The following is a 17,177-nucleotide window of genomic DNA, read 5'->3' on the forward strand; positions in this document are numbered from 1 at the left end:
CATTATTGGCGTCAATGACATTGTCTTGTTAACTCATGTAATTCGAGTTAGGGCAACGCGGCGCGAAGTATGACGGGATAGACCAGAAATTCACATGACTTTCTGATATCCTTGCAACGCAATTGCATTATTAACCAGAGGCTTTACATCGTTTATGTCCGGCTGGCCACGAATTTACTACAAAATCCTGAATTTACCATTAAGTGTACTGGTAAAAAGCAAGTCTATTCCGGCAGATCCTGCCCCGGAATTGGGACTCGACACCTCTCGCCCAATTATGTACGTTTTGCCGTACAACTCCAAAGCGGACTTGCTGACGCTGCGCGCGCAATGTCTGGCGCACGATCTCCCCGACCCGTTAGAACCGCTGGAGATCGATGGCACACAGTTGCCACGCTATGTGTTCATTCACGGCGGACCGCGTGTCTTCACCTATTACACGCCGAAAGAAGAGTCCATCAAGCTGTTCCATAACTATCTCGACCTGCATCGCAGCAATCCGGATCTGGATGTGCAAATGGTGCCGGTGTCGGTGATGTTTGGACGTTCTCCGGGTCGTGAAAAGGGCGAGGTTAACCCGCCGCTGCGCATGCTTAATGGCATTCAGAAATTCTTTGCCGTCTCCTGGCTTGGCCGCGACAGCTTTGTCCGCTTCTCGCCTTCCGTCTCTCTGCGCCGAATGGCCGATGAGCACGGCACGGATAAAACCATTGCGCAGAAACTGGCGCGTGTGGCGCGTATGCACTTCGCCCGTCAGCGCCTGGCCGCTGTGGGGCCACGTTTGCCTGCGCGTCAGGATCTCTTCAACAAGCTGCTGGCGTCCAAAGCGATTGCCCGCGCGGTAGAAGACGAAGCGCGCAGCAAGAAAATCTCCCATGAAAAGGCGCAGCAAAACGCCATTGCGCTGATGGAAGAGATCGCCGCCAACTTCTCTTACGAGATGATTCGCCTGACTGACCGTATTCTGGGATTCACCTGGAACCGGCTGTATCAGGGGATTAACGTTCACAACGCAGAACGCGTTCGCCAACTGGCGCACGACGGGCACGAAATTGTTTATGTTCCCTGCCACCGCAGCCACATGGACTACCTGCTGCTCTCCTACGTGCTCTATCACCAGGGGCTGGTGCCGCCGCACATCGCTGCGGGTATCAACCTGAACTTCTGGCCGGCGGGCCCGATCTTCCGCCGCCTGGGCGCGTTCTTTATTCGTCGTACCTTTAAAGGCAACAAACTCTATTCCACCGTCTTCCGTGAGTATCTGGGCGAACTGTTCAGCCGCGGCTACTCGGTTGAATACTTTGTCGAAGGCGGTCGTTCCCGTACCGGTCGTCTGCTGGATCCAAAAACCGGCACGCTGTCGATGACCATTCAGGCGATGCTGCGCGGAGGTACCCGTCCGATAACCCTGGTGCCGATTTACATCGGTTACGAGCACGTGATGGAAGTAGGAACCTATGCCAAAGAGCTGCGCGGCGCGACCAAAGAGAAAGAGAGCCTGCCGCAGATGCTGCGTGGCCTGAGCAAGCTGCGTAATCTCGGTCAGGGCTACGTCAACTTTGGCGAGCCAATGCCATTGATGACCTACCTGAATCACCACGTGCCGGAGTGGCGCGAGTCTATCGATCCGATCGAAGCCGTGCGTCCAGCCTGGCTGACGCCGACGGTAAACGGGATTGCGGCGGAGCTGATGGTGCGTATTAACAATGCGGGTGCGGCGAACGCCATGAACCTGTGCTGCACCGCGCTGTTAGCGTCTCGCCAGCGTTCGCTGACCCGCGAACAATTGACCGAGCAGCTCAACTGTTACCTGGATCTGATGCGCAACGTGCCGTATTCCTCTGATTCGACCGTGCCGTCTGTCAACGCCAGCGATCTTATCGATCACGCGTTGCAGATGAACAAATTCGAAGTCGAGAAGGATACCATTGGCGATATCATCATTCTGCCGCGCGAGCAGGCGGTGCTGATGACCTACTATCGCAATAACATCGCGCATATGCTGGTGCTACCGTCACTGATGGCGGCGATCGTCACCCAGCATCGTCATATTTCCCGCGAAGCGTTGCTGCAACACGTTGACGTGCTCTACCCGATGCTGAAAGCCGAGCTGTTCCTGCGCTGGGAGCGCGATGAGCTGGCAGACGTGATTGACGCGCTGACGGCTGAAATGCAGCGTCAGGGGCTGATTACCGTTCAGGATGATGAACTGCATATCAATCCGGCTCATTCCCGTACGCTGCAACTGCTGGCCGCGGGTGCGCGCGAAACGCTGCAGCGTTATGCCATCACCTTCTGGCTGCTGAGCGCTAACCCGTCGATCAACCGCGGGACGCTGGAGAAAGAAAGCCGCACCGTGGCGCAGCGTCTGTCCGTGCTGCACGGTATTAACGCGCCGGAATTCTTCGACAAGGCGGTGTTCAGCTCACTGGTGCTGACTCTGCGTGACGAGGGTTACATCAGCGATACCGGCGATGCGGAGCCGGGCGAAACGATGAAGGTGTATCAGATGTTGGCGGAACTCATCACGTCGGATGTACGCCTCACCATCGAGAGCGCGACGCAGAGCGAGTAAAGAAAAAGCCGGTCAAGATGACCGGCTTTTTTATGTTAGATTGCCGGATGGCGGCGTTCCGCCTGATCCGGCCTACATCGGCTTACGGTTTGGTAGGCCCGATAAGCGCAGCGCCACCGGGCAAGATGCTTTATGAGTGCCAGTAGCTCATTGCCAGACCGATAAACAACACCAGCCCGACGTAGTTATTGTTCATGAATGCTTTAAAGCAGGCCTCGCGTTCGCGGTTGGCAATCAGTTTCTGTTGATAAACAAACAGCGCGCCCGCGACCAGCACAGACCAGTAATAACCCAGCCCCAGACCGTTCAGCCAGCCAATCAGCGCCATCAGCGCCAGCACCGCCACCTGCAAGATACCGATAATCAGCTTGTCATGTTCGCCAAACAGAATGGCCGTCGATTTAATGCCGATTTTCAGATCGTCATCGCGATCAACCATCGCGTACTGCGTGTCGTAGGCCACCGCCCACAAGATATTGGCCAGGAACATCAGCCAGCAGCTCAAGGGTACCGACTCACTCACCGCCGCGAAGGCCATCGGGATCGACCAGCCAAACGCCGCCCCCAGCACTACCTGCGGCAGGTGGGTGTAGCGCTTCATAAACGGATAGACCCACGCCAGCGCCAGTGCTGCAACCGACAGCAATATGGTCATGGTGTTGAGCGTTAATACCAACAGAAAAGCGAGCAGTACCAGCACCACAAACAGCGTCCGGGCCTCTTTCTCCGTCACTGCGCCGCTAGGTAATGGGCGGTTCGCCGTGCGTTTTACGTGTCCGTCAAATTTTCGATCGGCATAGTCATTAACCACGCATCCGGCGGCACGCATCAGCCAGACCCCGGCGACAAACACCGCCAGGATCCACCCTTGAGGGACGCCAGGGGTCGCTACCCACAGAGCCCACAGCGTCGGCCAGAGCAGCAGTAAGGCGCCGATGGGCTTATCCGTACGCATCAAGCGGTGAAACGCCAGCAGCTTATTTTGCGTCAGACTCCACTCCATTTTATTTTCCTCTTAGTACAACGGCGATGCAGGTAAAAACAGTTCGGTCAGCATTAGCGGCTTACCGCTCAGTCGCAGGCGGGAACGACGTCCCCACAGCCCGGCATCACAACCAATCTCAATAAAATCTCGGGTCAACGTCGATGATGTAAACAGATAACGCCCCAGCGGGGTTTTGCCTAAGTGTTGTAAGGCCAGTTCGGGGCCGGACAGCGTGGATTCAGGCACCACGGTGCGTCCAGCCAGCCAGGGTTCATCATCGGCACAGAGCAGGATTTCACGCAGCCAGTAGCGGGATTCTTTTGGCAGTCGCGTCAGCTCTTCCACCACCTCATTTTGACCGACAAATCCCTCCCTGATCAGGGTCACAGTGACCCGTTTTCCCTGTTGTTCAAAACGTTTTGTCATGGAATCTTCCAGTAGCAGCCAGTCGAGCTGTTCTGGATCCAGGGCGGGAATCTCTTCAAAATAGCGCAGCGCACGCAGTTGCGTTAACGCGGGGTGTGACATGCCTGACTCTCCGTTTCATAACTGAAAGGCATTGTATCGCAGAAAAGCGCTTACGGAAGATGGAAACATAATTAAGTGATCTGTTACGCAACAGAAACGTAACAAGTCGCAGGAAATGCTAAAAAAAAGGTGCGCCAGTTGACGCACCAGTTGTTGCAAATCAGCAATGTGGGGAGAAATTACCCCTTGCCTTTTACACTGCTGATAAAGGTGGAACGGGCAGATGTTGATCCCAGACGTTCAGCTTCATCAAGCAGTTTCAGCGCTTTATCAACGTCACCTTTCGCGACGGCGTCTTTAATCGCTTTGTTAAAGTAGCTTTCGGTGTCGTTCAACATCGGCTCGCTTTTCTTCGCGGGCGCAGGTGCAACCACCGGCGCGGCAGCAGGTGCAGCGTAGGTCGGTGCAGGTGCGGCGGTATTGCCCACCGTCACCGGACCCGGGCCGGAAGAACCAAACAATGGCCCCACCAGCACGCTGGAACTGCTGCTGGTTTTCACTTTCAGCTTCAGCAGACCGTCGGTGGTATGACGGGCAATCGGATCCGGAATATCCGGCACCGAGTTACCCACGCCTTTGGCGTAGGCTTTCGCTGGATCGAGCAGTTTGGTGGTCTGCTGAAGATCTTTCTCGGTCGTAAAGACCAGAACATAAAGCTTCTGCTGGCCCAGCGCTGGCGTCAGGCGCATCACCCCTTCCAGACGATCCGCGCTCATCACGCCCGGTTCCTGGTAGGTGAAATAGCTGCTGGGGAAGAACGCAGAAGGCGTCATGTTCTGATCGAGAATCAGGACGTTGGGCGCGAAGACACTGGTTTGTTTGTTCACTTCGCTGGTGAGCGTTATGTTTAGCTCCCCGATGTTCGCCGGTACGCTGTAAGCGGCAACCGGACCGGAGATGCCCGCGACATCAAGACGCTGACCGCCGGTCGAAAGCTGTGTGGTTTGCGTGTTGGACTGGTCAACCGGCGTCCAGGTTAACTGCTGGAGTGCCGCCGTCGGAATCGTCGGTGCGGCGCTGGTATTCTGTGGAACGTAATTCACGTCAGCCAGGCTGATGCCCGGCGCACTGGCAACTAACCCTGCGGATAAACAAAGGGCGACGAGACTTTTCTTCATTTTCATTGTTATCACCTCAGAAAGCGTGGGTTCAGCGGTGGCCAGGCAATAGCGCGCTAAACCGCGAGAAACAGAGGGGCTTACGCCCCTCGCTACGTCAGGTTAGTGCCGGATTACCACCAGATTTCCATCTGAGCACCGAAGGACCACTCATCGTTGTCGCCACGGCTGTAGGTGCGCGCGCTGGTATCGCTGTAGGCAATGCCGTTGTCGTAACCCCATTTCTCATCCCACTTCGCGTAGGTCGCGAAGACACGGATAGCCGGGCGGGACCAGATGCTGTCGCCAGCCTGCCACTGTTGCGCCAGGGTAATTTTGTACTGGTTGTTGGTGTCGTCGGTACGCTGAGACTTCACGTTGTCGTAGCCGATTTCCATCAGGGTGCTCATGATCGGTGTCCATTTGAACATCGGACGCACACCGACGGTGTACCAGGTTGAACCGTTGTTATCGTCACGGTCGATATCCTGATACATACCGACGTACATCAGGTCCCAACGGTCGCCCAGAGAGATAGCTCCGTGGTCGAGGATACGCACCAGACTACCGTTGTTGTTGATTTCGTTGTTAACGACGCCAATTTCCGTATCAGGGTTGTAGTTGTTACCCGTGAAGGAGCCCTGCGGGATCCCTTTACCCTGAGTCGTCATTGCGTCGGTAGCGTACTGAACGACAAACTTGTTGTAGCCTTTCAGCATGCTTTGCGTATGTTCAGCGGTGAACATCCAGCCGTCTTTAGTGGCACCGTCGGCATAGCTGTAACCGTCAGTTTTGTTCGCACGACCGTAGTCAACACCCAGTTCCAGCACGCCGTCCGGGTTCGTTTCCAGACCGGCTAAACGCACGTCGAAAACGTCGTTCGCCGTGTCTTTGTAACGGTCATAGATATCATTGCTGCTGAAGATGTAAGAGCCGCCGGCTTCCTGAGAACGGGTGGCGGCCAGAGACAGTTTACCGAAGCCCAGATCGATATTTTCGATACCGGCGCCAGGACCTGAAATATCCCAGTAGTAGAAGTCGATCATGTGAACGTCATGACGCTGATAGAAGCGCTTACCTGCCCAGATGGTGGAGCCAGGCAGCCAGTCGATCAGGTTTTTACCCTGTACGTTCGCTTCACGGAATGCCGGGTCGGTGGCTTCCCAGTCATTCTGCTGTGCCACGGAGTAGGCAACGTTGGTGTCAAAATAGAAGCTCTTATCGCCCTCTTTCCAGACTTCCTGGCCCAGTTTAAGTTCCGCGTACGTTTCACATTCGTTGCCAAGACGGTATTTACTTTGAGCACCGGTTGCCTGGAAACATTGTTGTTCGCCGCCACTACCCGTCCAGCCGATACCGGAACGAGCATAACCATGGAAATCCACTGCCATTGCCTGAACAGACATAATGCCTGCTGCGACGGCAACCGCCAGGGGGAGTTTGCGCAGAGTAATCATCATTCTATCTCCTGAGATCATTGCTTTTCTTTGCACGCTTCACCGTAGGGTTTTGCGCTTTTTTTAATGGGACACCTTAAACACCGGGCTCTTTATGCAACCGACGACATGCGGTGCCATCTTCACGGAACAGATGACAACGCTCTGGCGGCAGGCCAATAGCGAATGTGGCGCCCTCTTCTACCAACACCACGTCGTTCTGGCGGTACACCAGGTTTTGACGAATGGCGGGGATCTGAATATGAATCTGTGTTTCGTGACCAAGCTGTTCGACGACCTGAACCTCGCCTTCCAGCGTGACATCGGCGATATCACTGGGCAGCAAATGCTCCGGACGAATACCTAACGACATATTTACACCGACCTGCACATCACGGCTGTCGACCGGTAGCCAGACGTGCTGACGGTTCGGCAGTTCCACTTGCACCTGGTCGATGGCGGTTGCGGTGACTTTCACCGGCAGGAAGTTCATCTTCGGTGAACCAATAAAACCCGCGACGAAGCGGTCTGCCGGGTAGTGATACAGTTCCAGCGGCTTGCCAATCTGCGCGACGCGACCGGCATCCAGCACCACGATTTTGTCGGCCAGCGTCATCGCTTCGACCTGATCGTGGGTGACGTAGATCATCGTGCGACCCAGGCGTTTATGCAGACGGGAGATTTCGATACGCATCTGCACGCGCAGCGCGGCATCAAGGTTGGAGAGGGGTTCATCGAGCAGGAACACACGCGGTTCCGCCACCAGCGTTCGGCCAATCGCCACGCGCTGGCGCTGTCCCCCTGAAAGGGCTTTCGGTTTACGCTCCAGCAGATGCGCCAGTTGCAGCACTTCGGCAACCTGGTTAACACGCTGATTCATTACCTCTTTTTTCGCGCCCGCCAGTTTCAGGCCAAACGACATATTTTCGGCAACGGATAAATGGGGGTAGAGCGCGTAGGACTGGAAGACCATCCCGACGCCACGCTCTGCTGGTGGGATATCGTTCATGCGGGTTTCCCCAATGTAGAGGTCTCCGCTGGTAATCGTTTCAAGTCCGGCAATCATACGGAGCAGGGTCGATTTGCCGCAGCCTGACGGTCCAACAAACACCACGAATTCCCCTTCGTGAATGTCGAGATTGATATCTTTCGATACCACCACATCACCCCAGGCTTTCGTTACATTTCGCAGCTGTACGCTCGCCATGCCTTCTCCCTTCGTTACAACCTGTCATTGACAGCAACATTCATGATGGCCTGACTATGCGGGATTCACTGCGAGCGTGAATCCTCCACCCCCCAGCTTTTTTATGGGGGAGGAGTCGGGAGGATGAGGGAAGGAAGTCTGAGACCCTGGCCGGGGGACATCGCGTAATTTCGTGATGTTCCCCGCAAAAATGAGTCTGTTTTTATGTGCGCCAGTACGCATTACTCATATTTCTGCAACACAGATCACATAAAGAGCGGGTGGGGCGTAGGGGTAAGGAGGATGGAAAGAGGATGTCAAATAAGGAGACTGAGTCACGTTGAACCACTGAAGTCTTACCACGAGCACATCACCAAAAGGATGGCAGATATGAAGATCAAGACTGGCGCACGCGTTTTCGCATTGTCCGCCCTCGCAGCAATGATGATTTCCGCACCGGCTCTGGCCAAAATTGAAGAAGGTAAACTGGTTATCTGGATTAACGGCGACAAAGGCTATAACGGCCTGGCCGAAGTGGGTAAAAAATTCGAGAAAGACACCGGTATCAAAGTGACCATCGAGCACCCGGACAAGCTGGAAGAGAAATTCCCGCAGGTCGCGGCAACCGGTGACGGTCCGGACATCATTTTCTGGGCGCACGATCGTTTTGGCGGTTACGCACAGTCTGGCCTGCTGGCTGAAATCACGCCGGATAAAGCGTTCCAGGAAAAACTCTATCCGTTCACCTGGGATGCCGTGCGTTACAACGGCAAGCTGATCGCCTATCCGATCGCGGTTGAAGCGCTGTCGCTGATTTACAACAAAGATCTGGTGGCAAACCCGCCGAAGACCTGGGAAGAAATTCCGGCACTGGATAAAGAGCTGAAGGCGAAAGGTAAGAGCGCGCTGATGTTCAACCTGCAAGAGCCGTACTTCACCTGGCCGCTGATTGCTGCCGACGGCGGTTACGCATTCAAGTTTGAAAACGGCACGTACGACGTGAAAGACGTGGGCGTCGACAGCGCAGGCGCGAAAGCGGGTCTGGGCTTCCTGGTTGACCTCATCAAGAACAAACACATGAACGCCGACACCGACTACTCCATCGCCGAAGCGGCCTTTAACAAAGGCGATACGGCGATGACCATCAACGGTCCGTGGGCATGGACGAACATCGATAAGAGCAAAGTGAACTACGGCGTCACCCTGCTGCCAACCTTCAAAGGCAAACCGTCTAAACCGTTCGTCGGCGTGCTGAGTGCCGGTATTAACGCCGCCAGCCCGAATAAAGAACTGGCAAAAGAGTTCCTGGAAAACTACCTGCTGACCGATCAGGGTCTGGAAGAAGTGAACAAGGACAAACCGCTGGGCGCCGTGGCGCTGAAATCCTATCAGGATCAATTAGCGAAAGACCCACGTATCGCCGCCACCATGGATAACGCACAGAAAGGCGAAATCATGCCGAACATCCCGCAGATGTCTGCGTTCTGGTACGCGGTTCGTACGGCGGTCATCAACGCCGCCAGCGGTCGTCAGACCGTTGACGCAGCACTGAAAGACGCGCAGGGCCGTATCACCAAGTAATGCTGTCGATGTGCCTGATGGCGCTGCGCTTATCAGGCCTACAAACGTCTGTAGGCCGGATAAGGCATTTATGTCGCCATCCGGCACATTCACGACAAGATTTCACTGTTGTAGAGGAAGATCCCCATGGATGTCATTAAAAAGAAACATTGGTGGCAAAGCGACACGCTGAAATGGTCAGTGATAGGTCTGCTGGGCCTGCTGGTGGGTTACCTTGTTGTTTTAATGTATGCACAGGGGGAGTACCTGTTCGCCATCATGACGCTGATTTTAAGCTCTGCTGGCCTGTACATTTTTGCCAACCGTAAGACCTACGCCTGGCGCTACGTTTACCCTGGCATGGCAGGTATGGGACTGTTTGTCCTGTTTCCGCTGATTTGCACCATCGCCATTGCCTTTACCAACTACAGCAGCACCAACCAGCTCACTTTCGAACGCGCCCAAGAGGTGCTGATGGACCGCTCTTATCAGGCGGGTAAATCCTTTAACTTCGGGCTGTATCCTGCCGGTGAAGAGTGGCAACTGGCCCTCACCGACGGCGAAACCGGAAAGAATTACCTCTCCGACGCTTTTAAATTTGGTGGCGAGCAAAAGCTGGCGCTGAAAGAGACAGACGCCCTGCCGACCGGTGAACGCGCAACGCTGCGCATCATCACCCAGAATCGCCAGGCGCTGAATCAGATTACCGCCGTGATGCCCGATGGCAGTAAAGTGATCATGAGCTCGCTGCGCCAGTTCTCCGGTACGCAGCCGCTGTACACCCTCGCTGATGACGGCATGTTAACCAACAACCAGAGCGGCGTGAAATACCGTCCCAATAACGGCATCGGCTATTACCAGTCCATCAATGCGGACGGCAACTGGGGTGATGAGAAGCTGAGTCCAGGCTACACCGTGACCATCGGCTGGGATAACTTTACCCGCGTCTTTACGGACGAAGGGATCCAGAAGCCATTCTTCGCCATCTTCGTGTGGACGGTGGTTTTCTCAGTGCTGACCGTGATTCTGACCGTCGCCGTGGGGATGGTGCTGGCGTGTCTGGTGCAGTGGGAATCGCTGAAAGGTAAGGCCATTTACCGCGTCCTGCTGATCCTGCCGTACGCTGTGCCGTCGTTTATCTCAATTCTGATTTTCAAAGGGCTGTTCAACCAGAGCTTTGGTGAAATCAACATGATGCTGAGCGCGCTGTTTGGCATCAAACCAGCGTGGTTCAGCGATCCGACCACTGCCCGTTCGATGATTATTATCGTCAACACCTGGCTCGGTTATCCGTACATGATGATCCTGTGCATGGGCTTGCTGAAAGCGATTCCGGACGACCTGTACGAAGCCTCGGCAATGGATGGCGCAGGCCCGTTCCAGAACTTCTTTAAGATTACGCTCCCGCTGCTGATCAAGCCGCTGACGCCGCTGATGATCGCCAGCTTCGCCTTTAACTTTAACAACTTCGTGCTGATTCAACTGTTAACCAACGGCGGTCCGGATCGCCTCGGAACGACCACGCCAGCCGGGTATACCGACCTGTTAGTGAGCTACACCTATCGCATCGCCTTTGAAGGCGGCGGCGGTCAGGACTTTGGTCTGGCGGCGGCAATCGCCACGCTGATCTTCCTGCTGGTCGGCGCCCTGGCGATTGTGAACCTGAAAGCCACACGCATGAAATTTGATTAATCAGCATCACCAGGCGTCATTGGCGCCGCCAGTCTGGATGCTGCCAGCATTCAGAATGGCAAGTGAAATAGCCTGGAGCGGTATTAAGGAGTGAAGAAAAATTATGGCTATGGTCCAACCGAAATCTCAAAAGTTGCGCCTCTTTATCACGCACCTGCTGCTACTGATATTTATCGCGGCGATCATGTTCCCGCTGCTGATGGTTATCGCCATCTCGCTGCGTGAAGGTAACTTTGCGACCGGGAGCCTGATCCCGGAAAAAATCTCCTGGGAGCACTGGCGGCTGGCGCTGGGCTTTAGCGTTGAACACGCTGATGGCCGCGTCACGCCGCCCCCCTTCCCGGTACTGTTATGGCTGTGGAACTCGGTGAAAATCGCCGGGATCACCGCAATGGGTATCGTGGCGCTGTCCACTACCTGTGCCTACGCTTTTGCCCGTATGCGCTTCCCTGGCAAAGCCACGCTGCTCAAAGGAATGCTGATTTTCCAGATGTTCCCGGCGGTGCTGTCGCTGGTCGCGTTGTACGCGTTGTTCGATCGCCTCGGTCAGTACATTCCGTTTATCGGTCTGAACACCCACGGCGGGGTGATCTTCGCCTATCTCGGCGGTATCGCACTGCATGTGTGGACCATCAAAGGCTATTTCGAAACCATCGACGGCTCGCTGGAAGAAGCGGCCGCACTGGATGGAGCAACCCCGTGGCAGGCGTTCCGTCTGGTGTTGCTGCCGCTGTCGGTGCCCATTCTGGCGGTGGTCTTTATTCTGTCGTTCATTGCCGCCATCACCGAAGTACCGGTTGCCTCACTGTTGCTACGTGATGTGAACAGCTACACCCTGGCGGTCGGGATGCAGCAGTACCTCAACCCACAAAACTATCTGTGGGGCGATTTTGCCGCTGCCGCCGTGCTGTCCGCGATTCCAATCACTCTGGTCTTCCTGCTGGCGCAGCGCTGGCTAGTCAACGGCCTGACGGCGGGCGGAGTCAAAGGCTAAGTTTCATCGAAGTACCTGTAATGCCACTGCACCCTCAACTTGTTTTATCCAACTTGTGACTGTAATTCGGCGCTCCACGGAGCGCCTTTTTTTACTCGCGCTTCAGGCGTTTCGAATTACACATCCAGAGGGTGATCACCAGCAGCAGGATCGCCGCCGAATAGATCAACACGTCCATTGGCGATTTGTGATCGACGATGATCAGCCGGACAATCGCGGTGATCCCGATATAGATGAAATAGCGCAGCGGAAAGTGAAAGCCTGACTGAAAGTACTTCACAATCAGCGCGATAAATTCGAAATAGAGAAAGTAGACAACCAGCCCTTCCACCAGCTCATACTTGCTGGCTTGTTCAGGCGCGAAAAGCACATCAGCCAGATGCAGTGTCTCTTTGCCGAGGAATACGACCAGGATCAGGCCCAGACTCAACAGCCCAAGGTTCAACACGGTCTGTAGGATCGTAGAGATAAACTCCACGCGCGGACGAGATAGTGACGTCATAACAGCACCTCTTTCTCAGTGGTGAGGTTCCTGTATAACGCAAAAATGTGACGGAGATCTATATTTTTTGTTTATGTTTTGTGCAATCAGAAAAGGGTGTGACAATCCATTCAACCCTAACATTCTGAAAGGAAGGCGAAATGCTTCGGTTTCAAATGGCAATACGCGACGATGCCAGCCTGTTGAGCACAATGGGATATACCAGCTATCGTCATCATTTTGCCCATCTGTGGAAAAATGATGACGAACTGGCGGCGTATCTTGAGCAGGAATATTCTCTGCCCGCCATCGCCAGAAGTCTCGCAGAAGCGGGCACCTTCTGGTTGATCGCTTTTACTGACGTCCCGATTGGTTTTGCGAAGTATTCGTTACATCAGGCCCTTGAGCCACAAGACCCGCCGGGGACATTGCTGAATAAGATCTACCTTCTGCCGGGCGAAACTGGCAAACAGTACGGTGAACAGCTTTTTGCCGAAGTGGTCCGTCAGGCCAAAGCGCAAGGGGAAACACGGATCTGGCTGGAGGTACTGGCGGATAACCCCCGGGCACGTCAGTTCTATGAACAGCAGGGAATGACCTTTGTGAAAAACACTTTTTTTTCCACCACGTCGCAGACCACTACGCTTCACGTCATGGAAAAACCGCTCTGAGAGACCCAAAATGGCAACGATTCGTCAGTCCACCCTCCGCAATGTCACCTGTGGTGAAAATGTGGTGATTTATGAACCCGCCAATCTCTACGACTGCCGGCTTGGCGACAACGTTTTTGTCGGCCCCTTTGTCGAAATTCAGGGAAATACGCAGATTGGCGCAGAGACAAAAATCCAGTCGCATACCTTCATTTGCGAATATGTCACCATCGGTTCCCGCTGCTTTATCGGCCACGGCGTCATGTTCGCTAACGATATGTTTCGGGAAGGAAAACCCAATGCCGACCGCAGCAGTTGGGGACGAATTACTCTTGGTGACGATGTCTCCATTGGTAGCGGCGCGACAATACTGGCGGTCAGTATCTGCGATGGCGTAGTTATCGGTGCGGGTAGCGTGGTGACCAAATCAATCACCGAAAAAGGCGTATATGCGGGTAATCCAGCCAGATTATTACGCCGTCTTCCGGCTGGATAAAACCACGTTAACTCAGCGGAAATTCACACTTTTATCGCTGGTCATGTCATAGAGCTGGAATTTACGTCCGAGCTGCTGACCCCCATCACGCGTCAGCGGCGTCCAGCCGATGGCCGCACGACTGCGGGTCGGGCCGGAAGAGAAGAGATCCAACGGAATCGACACGTAGACGCCTTTGGTGAAATCCCCTTCGCCATACTCATCCGGCGAGACGTTGGTAAGCGTGGCGTAACCACCCACCACCACGCCGCTGTCAAAGCGTTTAGAGATATCCAGCGTGCCGCCTTTATCCCCCGCCAGATACTGACCGACGCTTGCTTTCACCAGCACGTCCTGGGCGAATGACGGCGTCCAGTAGGCCGTCAGGTGTCCGGTCTTCACGCTGTAGTCGGTGAATTTCATCATGTCCTGCGCGCTGCGCCAGTCACGCTGTTTCACGTAGTTTGCATCCAGACCAAACGCCCAGTTGCTGTCGACCGGACGGTACAGCACTTCTGCCCCCGCCCCGCCATACATGGTTTCAAGATAACCCCCGTAGACCTGACCATAGAAACCGTTACCCAAGTACTGGAAATAGTTAGCTTGCAGGTTGTTCACATAAACGTCGTTCTGCACATATTCACGCACGCGGGTACGCACACGCGGCAGCTTCGAATCGTTCGGCGGATTGGTGTAGTTGAATTTATCGTAGTTATTGGCGAGATTGCCAAACAAGCTTCCGGTGGTCAGCAGGTGATCGGTCACCCACAGATCCGCCGTCGCCATCACACCCAACTGGTACATGTAGAAGTTTTCCGGTCCGCCCACGGACTGGTTCAGCACCGGATCGAGGTGGAAGTCGAAGCGCGACTTGTCGATATACCAGCCCTGCTCAGTGCGTTCCGGTACTATCGGCTCAAGGCGCTGTTGCGCCAGCGGCGTTTCCTGTCCCAACGGTTCGCCTTCCAGATGGCGTTTCAGGCTGCTGACGTCCGTTTCGGTGGTGACCTGCGGCAGGTTGAGACGGTTTTCCGTCACGCGGATCGTGCGGATCCCCTCTGGCAAATCGTTCATCACGATCCGATTCGCCCGTTCAATACCTTCACGCGAGTCGCGGTATTTCACCTGCTCGCCGGTCACGTACAGCGTGTCGCCTTTCACCTGAATCTGCGGATCTGCCAGTCCGGCGTTGTATTTCAGCAGCGTCAACTGATTCGCCACCACTGAGTGTTGCAGGATCGCGTCCTGCGGTTGCGGCTGGTATTTCGGCCGCGCGTTATCGTTATACGATGGGCGTAAGTCGTTGAAATTAGTCCGCAGCGTTACCCCAAACATAAAGGTGTTACCACGTTCATAGCTGAGGTTAACGTCGGCCCAATCGGTGACGCGGTAAATGGCGCCGACGTTAAACTTGCTTTTCTGTTCCAGCTTGCCCGCAAAATCCTGCTGGTAGTTATTGCCCTCATATTCCAGCTTCAGCCGCAGGGGCTGCCACGGCGTCTGGTACTCAACGCCGCCAAACAACGATGCCGGGCCGTGGAACATCTGGCTGCCATCAATGGAGCCAGCTTGTTTATAGCGGTTATCGCGGTAGCAATATTTATCGCTGTACGAACAGAGCGGGTTACTGACGTTGCCGCTGGTTCCCAGATATCCCCAGCCGAGGCCGAGTGAGAAATCAAACGGTCCCCAGGCTTTGTTCGCCACGAGGTATTCCGCATCAAACAGGCCAGTCCCGCCGATATCTCGCGCACCGACCGACACCTGCGGCATCCAGTAGCTCTCTTCCCACAGGCGTAACTTCAGATCGAACGCTTTATCTTTGTAGGTTTGATCGCCGGAAAACGATTCGACGCTGCTGTACTTTTTGGTCCGCACATCGGTGTAGCGCAGCGTGGTTTCCAGCCAGGGGAAAAGCTGTACGGAGGCGGAGTAGTAACGGTACTGATCGTTATCACGATAGTTGAGGCTCAACTCCCCTTCACGCGCCATGCGCGCGGTTGGGGTCTGTAATAATCCCACGCCGCCAAAATCCGACTGAGAGGGTCCAATCGGCGCCGGATACGTTTCGGCATGGCAGGCTGCGCTGATGCCCAGCGCCAGTAAGCTGAGCAGATATGTTTTTTTCATTATTCAGGTATCCGCTGCGTCAGGGTATGAAGAATGTCGGCGTTCAGCGCTTCCGGTTCGCTGCTCCAGAGAGAATCATCCAGTCCGACAACAATGATGCTGCCAGGCATCGGTTCAACGTGACGCTTATTCCAGTACGCCACCGGCACCTTCTGCGTTCGGCCATCGGGATAAACAAGCCACGCATAGCTGCGATCCGCGCCGCTGAGCCGGTCTTGTCCATCGAGATAGCTGACGACGTCGCGTCCGGGCATAAACGGCTGTTTTCCGGGACGGCTTATCAAGCCAAAGAGCGTGACGTCCGTCGGCTGCCCGCCGACCCACAGCGTGTAGTTGCCCTGCAACGGCGGATTGCCGCGCTCGCTGACCCGCACGATGTCCGGATCGAGATTCACCAGTTGTCGACCCGTCACCTTCAGCGCCTGAACTTGCTGGCGCAACGCGTTAATGGCGGCTGCATCGTCCCCGCTTGCGTTGGCGCTTAACGCCGCCAGGTGCGCCAGCAGCGCCTGCTGTTGGCCCTGCGCTTTCACGGTCGCTTTCTCTTCAGCGATCACCGCGCCAGGCCACCAGCTGTTCGCCAGTCTGGGCTGTCCCACCAGATCGATAAGATGATCAGCGCCGGTAAGCGTTTTCGGCTCTGTGCTACCGGCGCTAAAGACCTTAACGGTCCCCGCAGCAAAAACAGATGACGCGCTCAGACTGAAGATCAGCGCTGCAAGAGTCCGTTTCATCATAATTTTGCCGCCTTAATCAGCGTGGTTTTCACCGGGAAGAAGTTCGCGCCCAGATACTGCTCCGACTGGCGAATTTGCCCTTCGTTATCGATCCAGTAACGGTTATGCCAGCGCGCTTGATCGGTCGTGACAGTTTCGTCCAGCACGCGAACCGGCGTCTCTTCGCTACCGACTTTTACCGTGTCGTTGCCATCCCATGTAAAGACGGAGCGCGCGGTGGCATAGCGCACCTGCTTGTATTCCGTCCAGCCCATCGTGCGGGTCCAGGTGGCACCGTCGACGATCTGATTCGGTTTACTCAGCGGGTCATCTGCGAGGTTATTCACATCGATAAGGTTGTCGCCGCCAAGCAACGTTTTCACCAGACGACCATGCTGGGTCACGAGAGTGGCCTGATCCTGCGTCACCCATTTCTGCTGCCCGTTCTCTGCGAAAGCGAGCACCACAAACAGCTGCGGCCCGCCGTTGAGCTGCATGTACTGGCTGGCGTAGGGCATGTTTTGGATATCATCGTCCGTTAGCTGGACGCCGGGCGTGCCAAACAGACTGTCCCACAGTGAGTTGCCCAGCTGCTTTGTGGTGGCTGAGCAGGCCTGTAACAGCAGGCAAAGTAATATGAGCGCAGGTCGCTTCACGACTCTTCTCCAGAGG

General features: G+C 55.2%; 15 protein-coding genes. 6 read left to right on the forward strand and 9 right to left on the reverse strand.

Annotated elements, in window-relative coordinates; translation table 11 throughout:
• Positions 1 to 154 precede the first annotated feature (154 nt).
• Positions 155 to 2,575 carry a glycerol-3-phosphate 1-O-acyltransferase PlsB gene (gene plsB / locus HVZ37_RS20580; protein WP_042999033.1) on the forward strand — a complete coding sequence of 807 codons (2,421 nt, stop codon included), beginning with the start codon at positions 155 to 157 and terminating at the stop codon, positions 2,573 to 2,575.
• Positions 2,576 to 2,705: 130 nt separating this feature from the next.
• Here the strand turns inward: plsB and ubiA are convergent, their stop codons facing one another.
• From ubiA to malK, 5 genes are all read right to left on the reverse strand, one after another.
• Positions 2,706 to 3,578 carry a 4-hydroxybenzoate octaprenyltransferase gene (ubiA, locus tag HVZ37_RS20585; RefSeq protein WP_181627930.1) on the reverse strand — a complete coding sequence of 291 codons (873 nt, stop codon included), beginning with the start codon at positions 3,576 to 3,578 and terminating at the stop codon, positions 2,706 to 2,708.
• 12 nt (positions 3,579 to 3,590) lie between these two features.
• Positions 3,591 to 4,088, reverse strand: a complete 498-nt coding sequence (gene ubiC, locus HVZ37_RS20590; protein ID WP_042999031.1) for a chorismate lyase — start codon at positions 4,086 to 4,088, stop codon at positions 3,591 to 3,593.
• 179 nt (positions 4,089 to 4,267) lie between these two features.
• Positions 4,268 to 5,212, reverse strand: coding sequence for a maltose operon protein MalM (gene malM, locus HVZ37_RS20595; RefSeq protein ID WP_044253364.1), 945 nt, complete (start codon positions 5,210 to 5,212; stop codon positions 4,268 to 4,270).
• A 107-nt stretch (positions 5,213 to 5,319) separates the two neighbouring features.
• A complete protein-coding gene (locus HVZ37_RS20600) occupies positions 5,320 to 6,645 on the reverse strand; it encodes a maltoporin (RefSeq protein WP_042999029.1) in 1,326 nt (441 codons plus the stop codon).
• A 73-nt stretch (positions 6,646 to 6,718) separates the two neighbouring features.
• Positions 6,719 to 7,828 carry a maltose/maltodextrin ABC transporter ATP-binding protein MalK gene (gene malK, locus HVZ37_RS20605; protein WP_042321056.1) on the reverse strand — a complete coding sequence of 370 codons (1,110 nt, stop codon included), beginning with the start codon at positions 7,826 to 7,828 and terminating at the stop codon, positions 6,719 to 6,721.
• A gap of 369 nt (positions 7,829 to 8,197) precedes the next feature.
• On the opposite strand from malK, the gene malE reads away from it, so the two are divergent.
• The 3 genes from malE (at position 8,198) to malG (ending at position 12,053) form a co-directional block, all read left to right on the forward strand.
• Positions 8,198 to 9,388, forward strand: coding sequence for a maltose/maltodextrin ABC transporter substrate-binding protein MalE (gene malE / locus HVZ37_RS20610; RefSeq protein WP_142765445.1), 1,191 nt, complete (start codon positions 8,198 to 8,200; stop codon positions 9,386 to 9,388).
• 126 nt (positions 9,389 to 9,514) lie between these two features.
• A complete protein-coding gene (malF, locus tag HVZ37_RS20615; protein ID WP_061069526.1) occupies positions 9,515 to 11,059 on the forward strand; it encodes a maltose ABC transporter permease MalF in 1,545 nt (514 codons plus the stop codon).
• Positions 11,060 to 11,162: 103 nt separating this feature from the next.
• Entirely contained in the window at positions 11,163 to 12,053 is an 891-nt protein-coding gene (gene malG / locus HVZ37_RS20620) for a maltose ABC transporter permease MalG (protein ID WP_044253369.1), read from the forward strand.
• Between the two features lie 91 nt (positions 12,054 to 12,144).
• Here malG and psiE read toward each other — a convergent pair whose 3' ends face one another.
• A complete protein-coding gene (psiE, locus tag HVZ37_RS20625) occupies positions 12,145 to 12,555 on the reverse strand; it encodes a phosphate-starvation-inducible protein PsiE (protein WP_042999025.1) in 411 nt (136 codons plus the stop codon).
• A 140-nt stretch (positions 12,556 to 12,695) separates the two neighbouring features.
• On the opposite strand from psiE, the gene HVZ37_RS20630 reads away from it, so the two are divergent.
• Positions 12,696 to 13,205: a GNAT family N-acetyltransferase gene (locus tag HVZ37_RS20630; RefSeq protein WP_181627931.1), complete on the forward strand. Its 510-nt coding sequence runs from the start codon at positions 12,696 to 12,698 to the stop codon at positions 13,203 to 13,205.
• Positions 13,206 to 13,215: 10 nt separating this feature from the next.
• On the forward strand, positions 13,216 to 13,680 hold the full coding sequence (locus HVZ37_RS20635) for an acyltransferase (RefSeq protein WP_042999023.1): 465 nt from the start codon (positions 13,216 to 13,218) through the stop codon (positions 13,678 to 13,680).
• Between the two features lie 12 nt (positions 13,681 to 13,692).
• Here the strand turns inward: HVZ37_RS20635 and HVZ37_RS20640 are convergent, their stop codons facing one another.
• From HVZ37_RS20640 to HVZ37_RS20650, 3 genes are read right to left on the reverse strand one after another with little or no spacing between them, the layout of a single operon-like run.
• Positions 13,693 to 15,789, reverse strand: coding sequence for a YjbH domain-containing protein (locus tag HVZ37_RS20640; RefSeq protein ID WP_044264143.1), 2,097 nt, complete (start codon positions 15,787 to 15,789; stop codon positions 13,693 to 13,695).
• Complete coding sequence (locus HVZ37_RS20645) at positions 15,789 to 16,526, reverse strand: capsule biosynthesis GfcC D2 domain-containing protein (RefSeq protein WP_044264146.1); 738 nt, start codon at positions 16,524 to 16,526, stop codon at positions 15,789 to 15,791. The genes HVZ37_RS20640 and HVZ37_RS20645 overlap by 1 nt, the downstream gene beginning before the upstream one ends.
• A complete protein-coding gene (locus tag HVZ37_RS20650) occupies positions 16,523 to 17,161 on the reverse strand; it encodes a YjbF family lipoprotein (protein ID WP_044264147.1) in 639 nt (212 codons plus the stop codon). The genes HVZ37_RS20645 and HVZ37_RS20650 overlap by 4 nt, the downstream gene beginning before the upstream one ends.
• Positions 17,162 to 17,177 lie beyond the last annotated feature (16 nt).

Source organism: Citrobacter sp. RHB35-C17, from assembly GCF_013816795.1.
In the GTDB taxonomy this organism is placed as follows: Bacteria; Pseudomonadota; Gammaproteobacteria; order Enterobacterales; family Enterobacteriaceae; genus Citrobacter_A; species Citrobacter_A amalonaticus.

What these genes read in the sequence shown, in the direction of transcription:
- plsB (WP_042999033.1), top strand. Translation starts at nt 155, where the DNA reads ATGTCCGGCTGGCCACGAATTTACTACAAAATCCTGAATTTACCATTA.
- ubiA (WP_181627930.1), bottom strand. Translation starts at nt 3,578, where the DNA reads ATGGAGTGGAGTCTGACGCAAAATAAGCTGCTGGCGTTTCACCGCTTG.
- ubiC (WP_042999031.1), bottom strand. Translation starts at nt 4,088, where the DNA reads ATGTCACACCCCGCGTTAACGCAACTGCGTGCGCTGCGCTATTTTGAA.
- malM (WP_044253364.1), bottom strand. Translation starts at nt 5,212, where the DNA reads ATGAAAATGAAGAAAAGTCTCGTCGCCCTTTGTTTATCCGCAGGGTTA.
- HVZ37_RS20600 (WP_042999029.1), bottom strand. Translation starts at nt 6,645, where the DNA reads ATGATGATTACTCTGCGCAAACTCCCCCTGGCGGTTGCCGTCGCAGCA.
- malK (WP_042321056.1), bottom strand. Translation starts at nt 7,828, where the DNA reads ATGGCGAGCGTACAGCTGCGAAATGTAACGAAAGCCTGGGGTGATGTG.
- malE (WP_142765445.1), top strand. Translation starts at nt 8,198, where the DNA reads ATGAAGATCAAGACTGGCGCACGCGTTTTCGCATTGTCCGCCCTCGCA.
- malF (WP_061069526.1), top strand. Translation starts at nt 9,515, where the DNA reads ATGGATGTCATTAAAAAGAAACATTGGTGGCAAAGCGACACGCTGAAA.
- malG (WP_044253369.1), top strand. Translation starts at nt 11,163, where the DNA reads ATGGCTATGGTCCAACCGAAATCTCAAAAGTTGCGCCTCTTTATCACG.
- psiE (WP_042999025.1), bottom strand. Translation starts at nt 12,555, where the DNA reads ATGACGTCACTATCTCGTCCGCGCGTGGAGTTTATCTCTACGATCCTA.
- HVZ37_RS20630 (WP_181627931.1), top strand. Translation starts at nt 12,696, where the DNA reads ATGCTTCGGTTTCAAATGGCAATACGCGACGATGCCAGCCTGTTGAGC.
- HVZ37_RS20635 (WP_042999023.1), top strand. Translation starts at nt 13,216, where the DNA reads ATGGCAACGATTCGTCAGTCCACCCTCCGCAATGTCACCTGTGGTGAA.
- HVZ37_RS20640 (WP_044264143.1), bottom strand. Translation starts at nt 15,789, where the DNA reads ATGAAAAAAACATATCTGCTCAGCTTACTGGCGCTGGGCATCAGCGCA.
- HVZ37_RS20645 (WP_044264146.1), bottom strand. Translation starts at nt 16,526, where the DNA reads ATGATGAAACGGACTCTTGCAGCGCTGATCTTCAGTCTGAGCGCGTCA.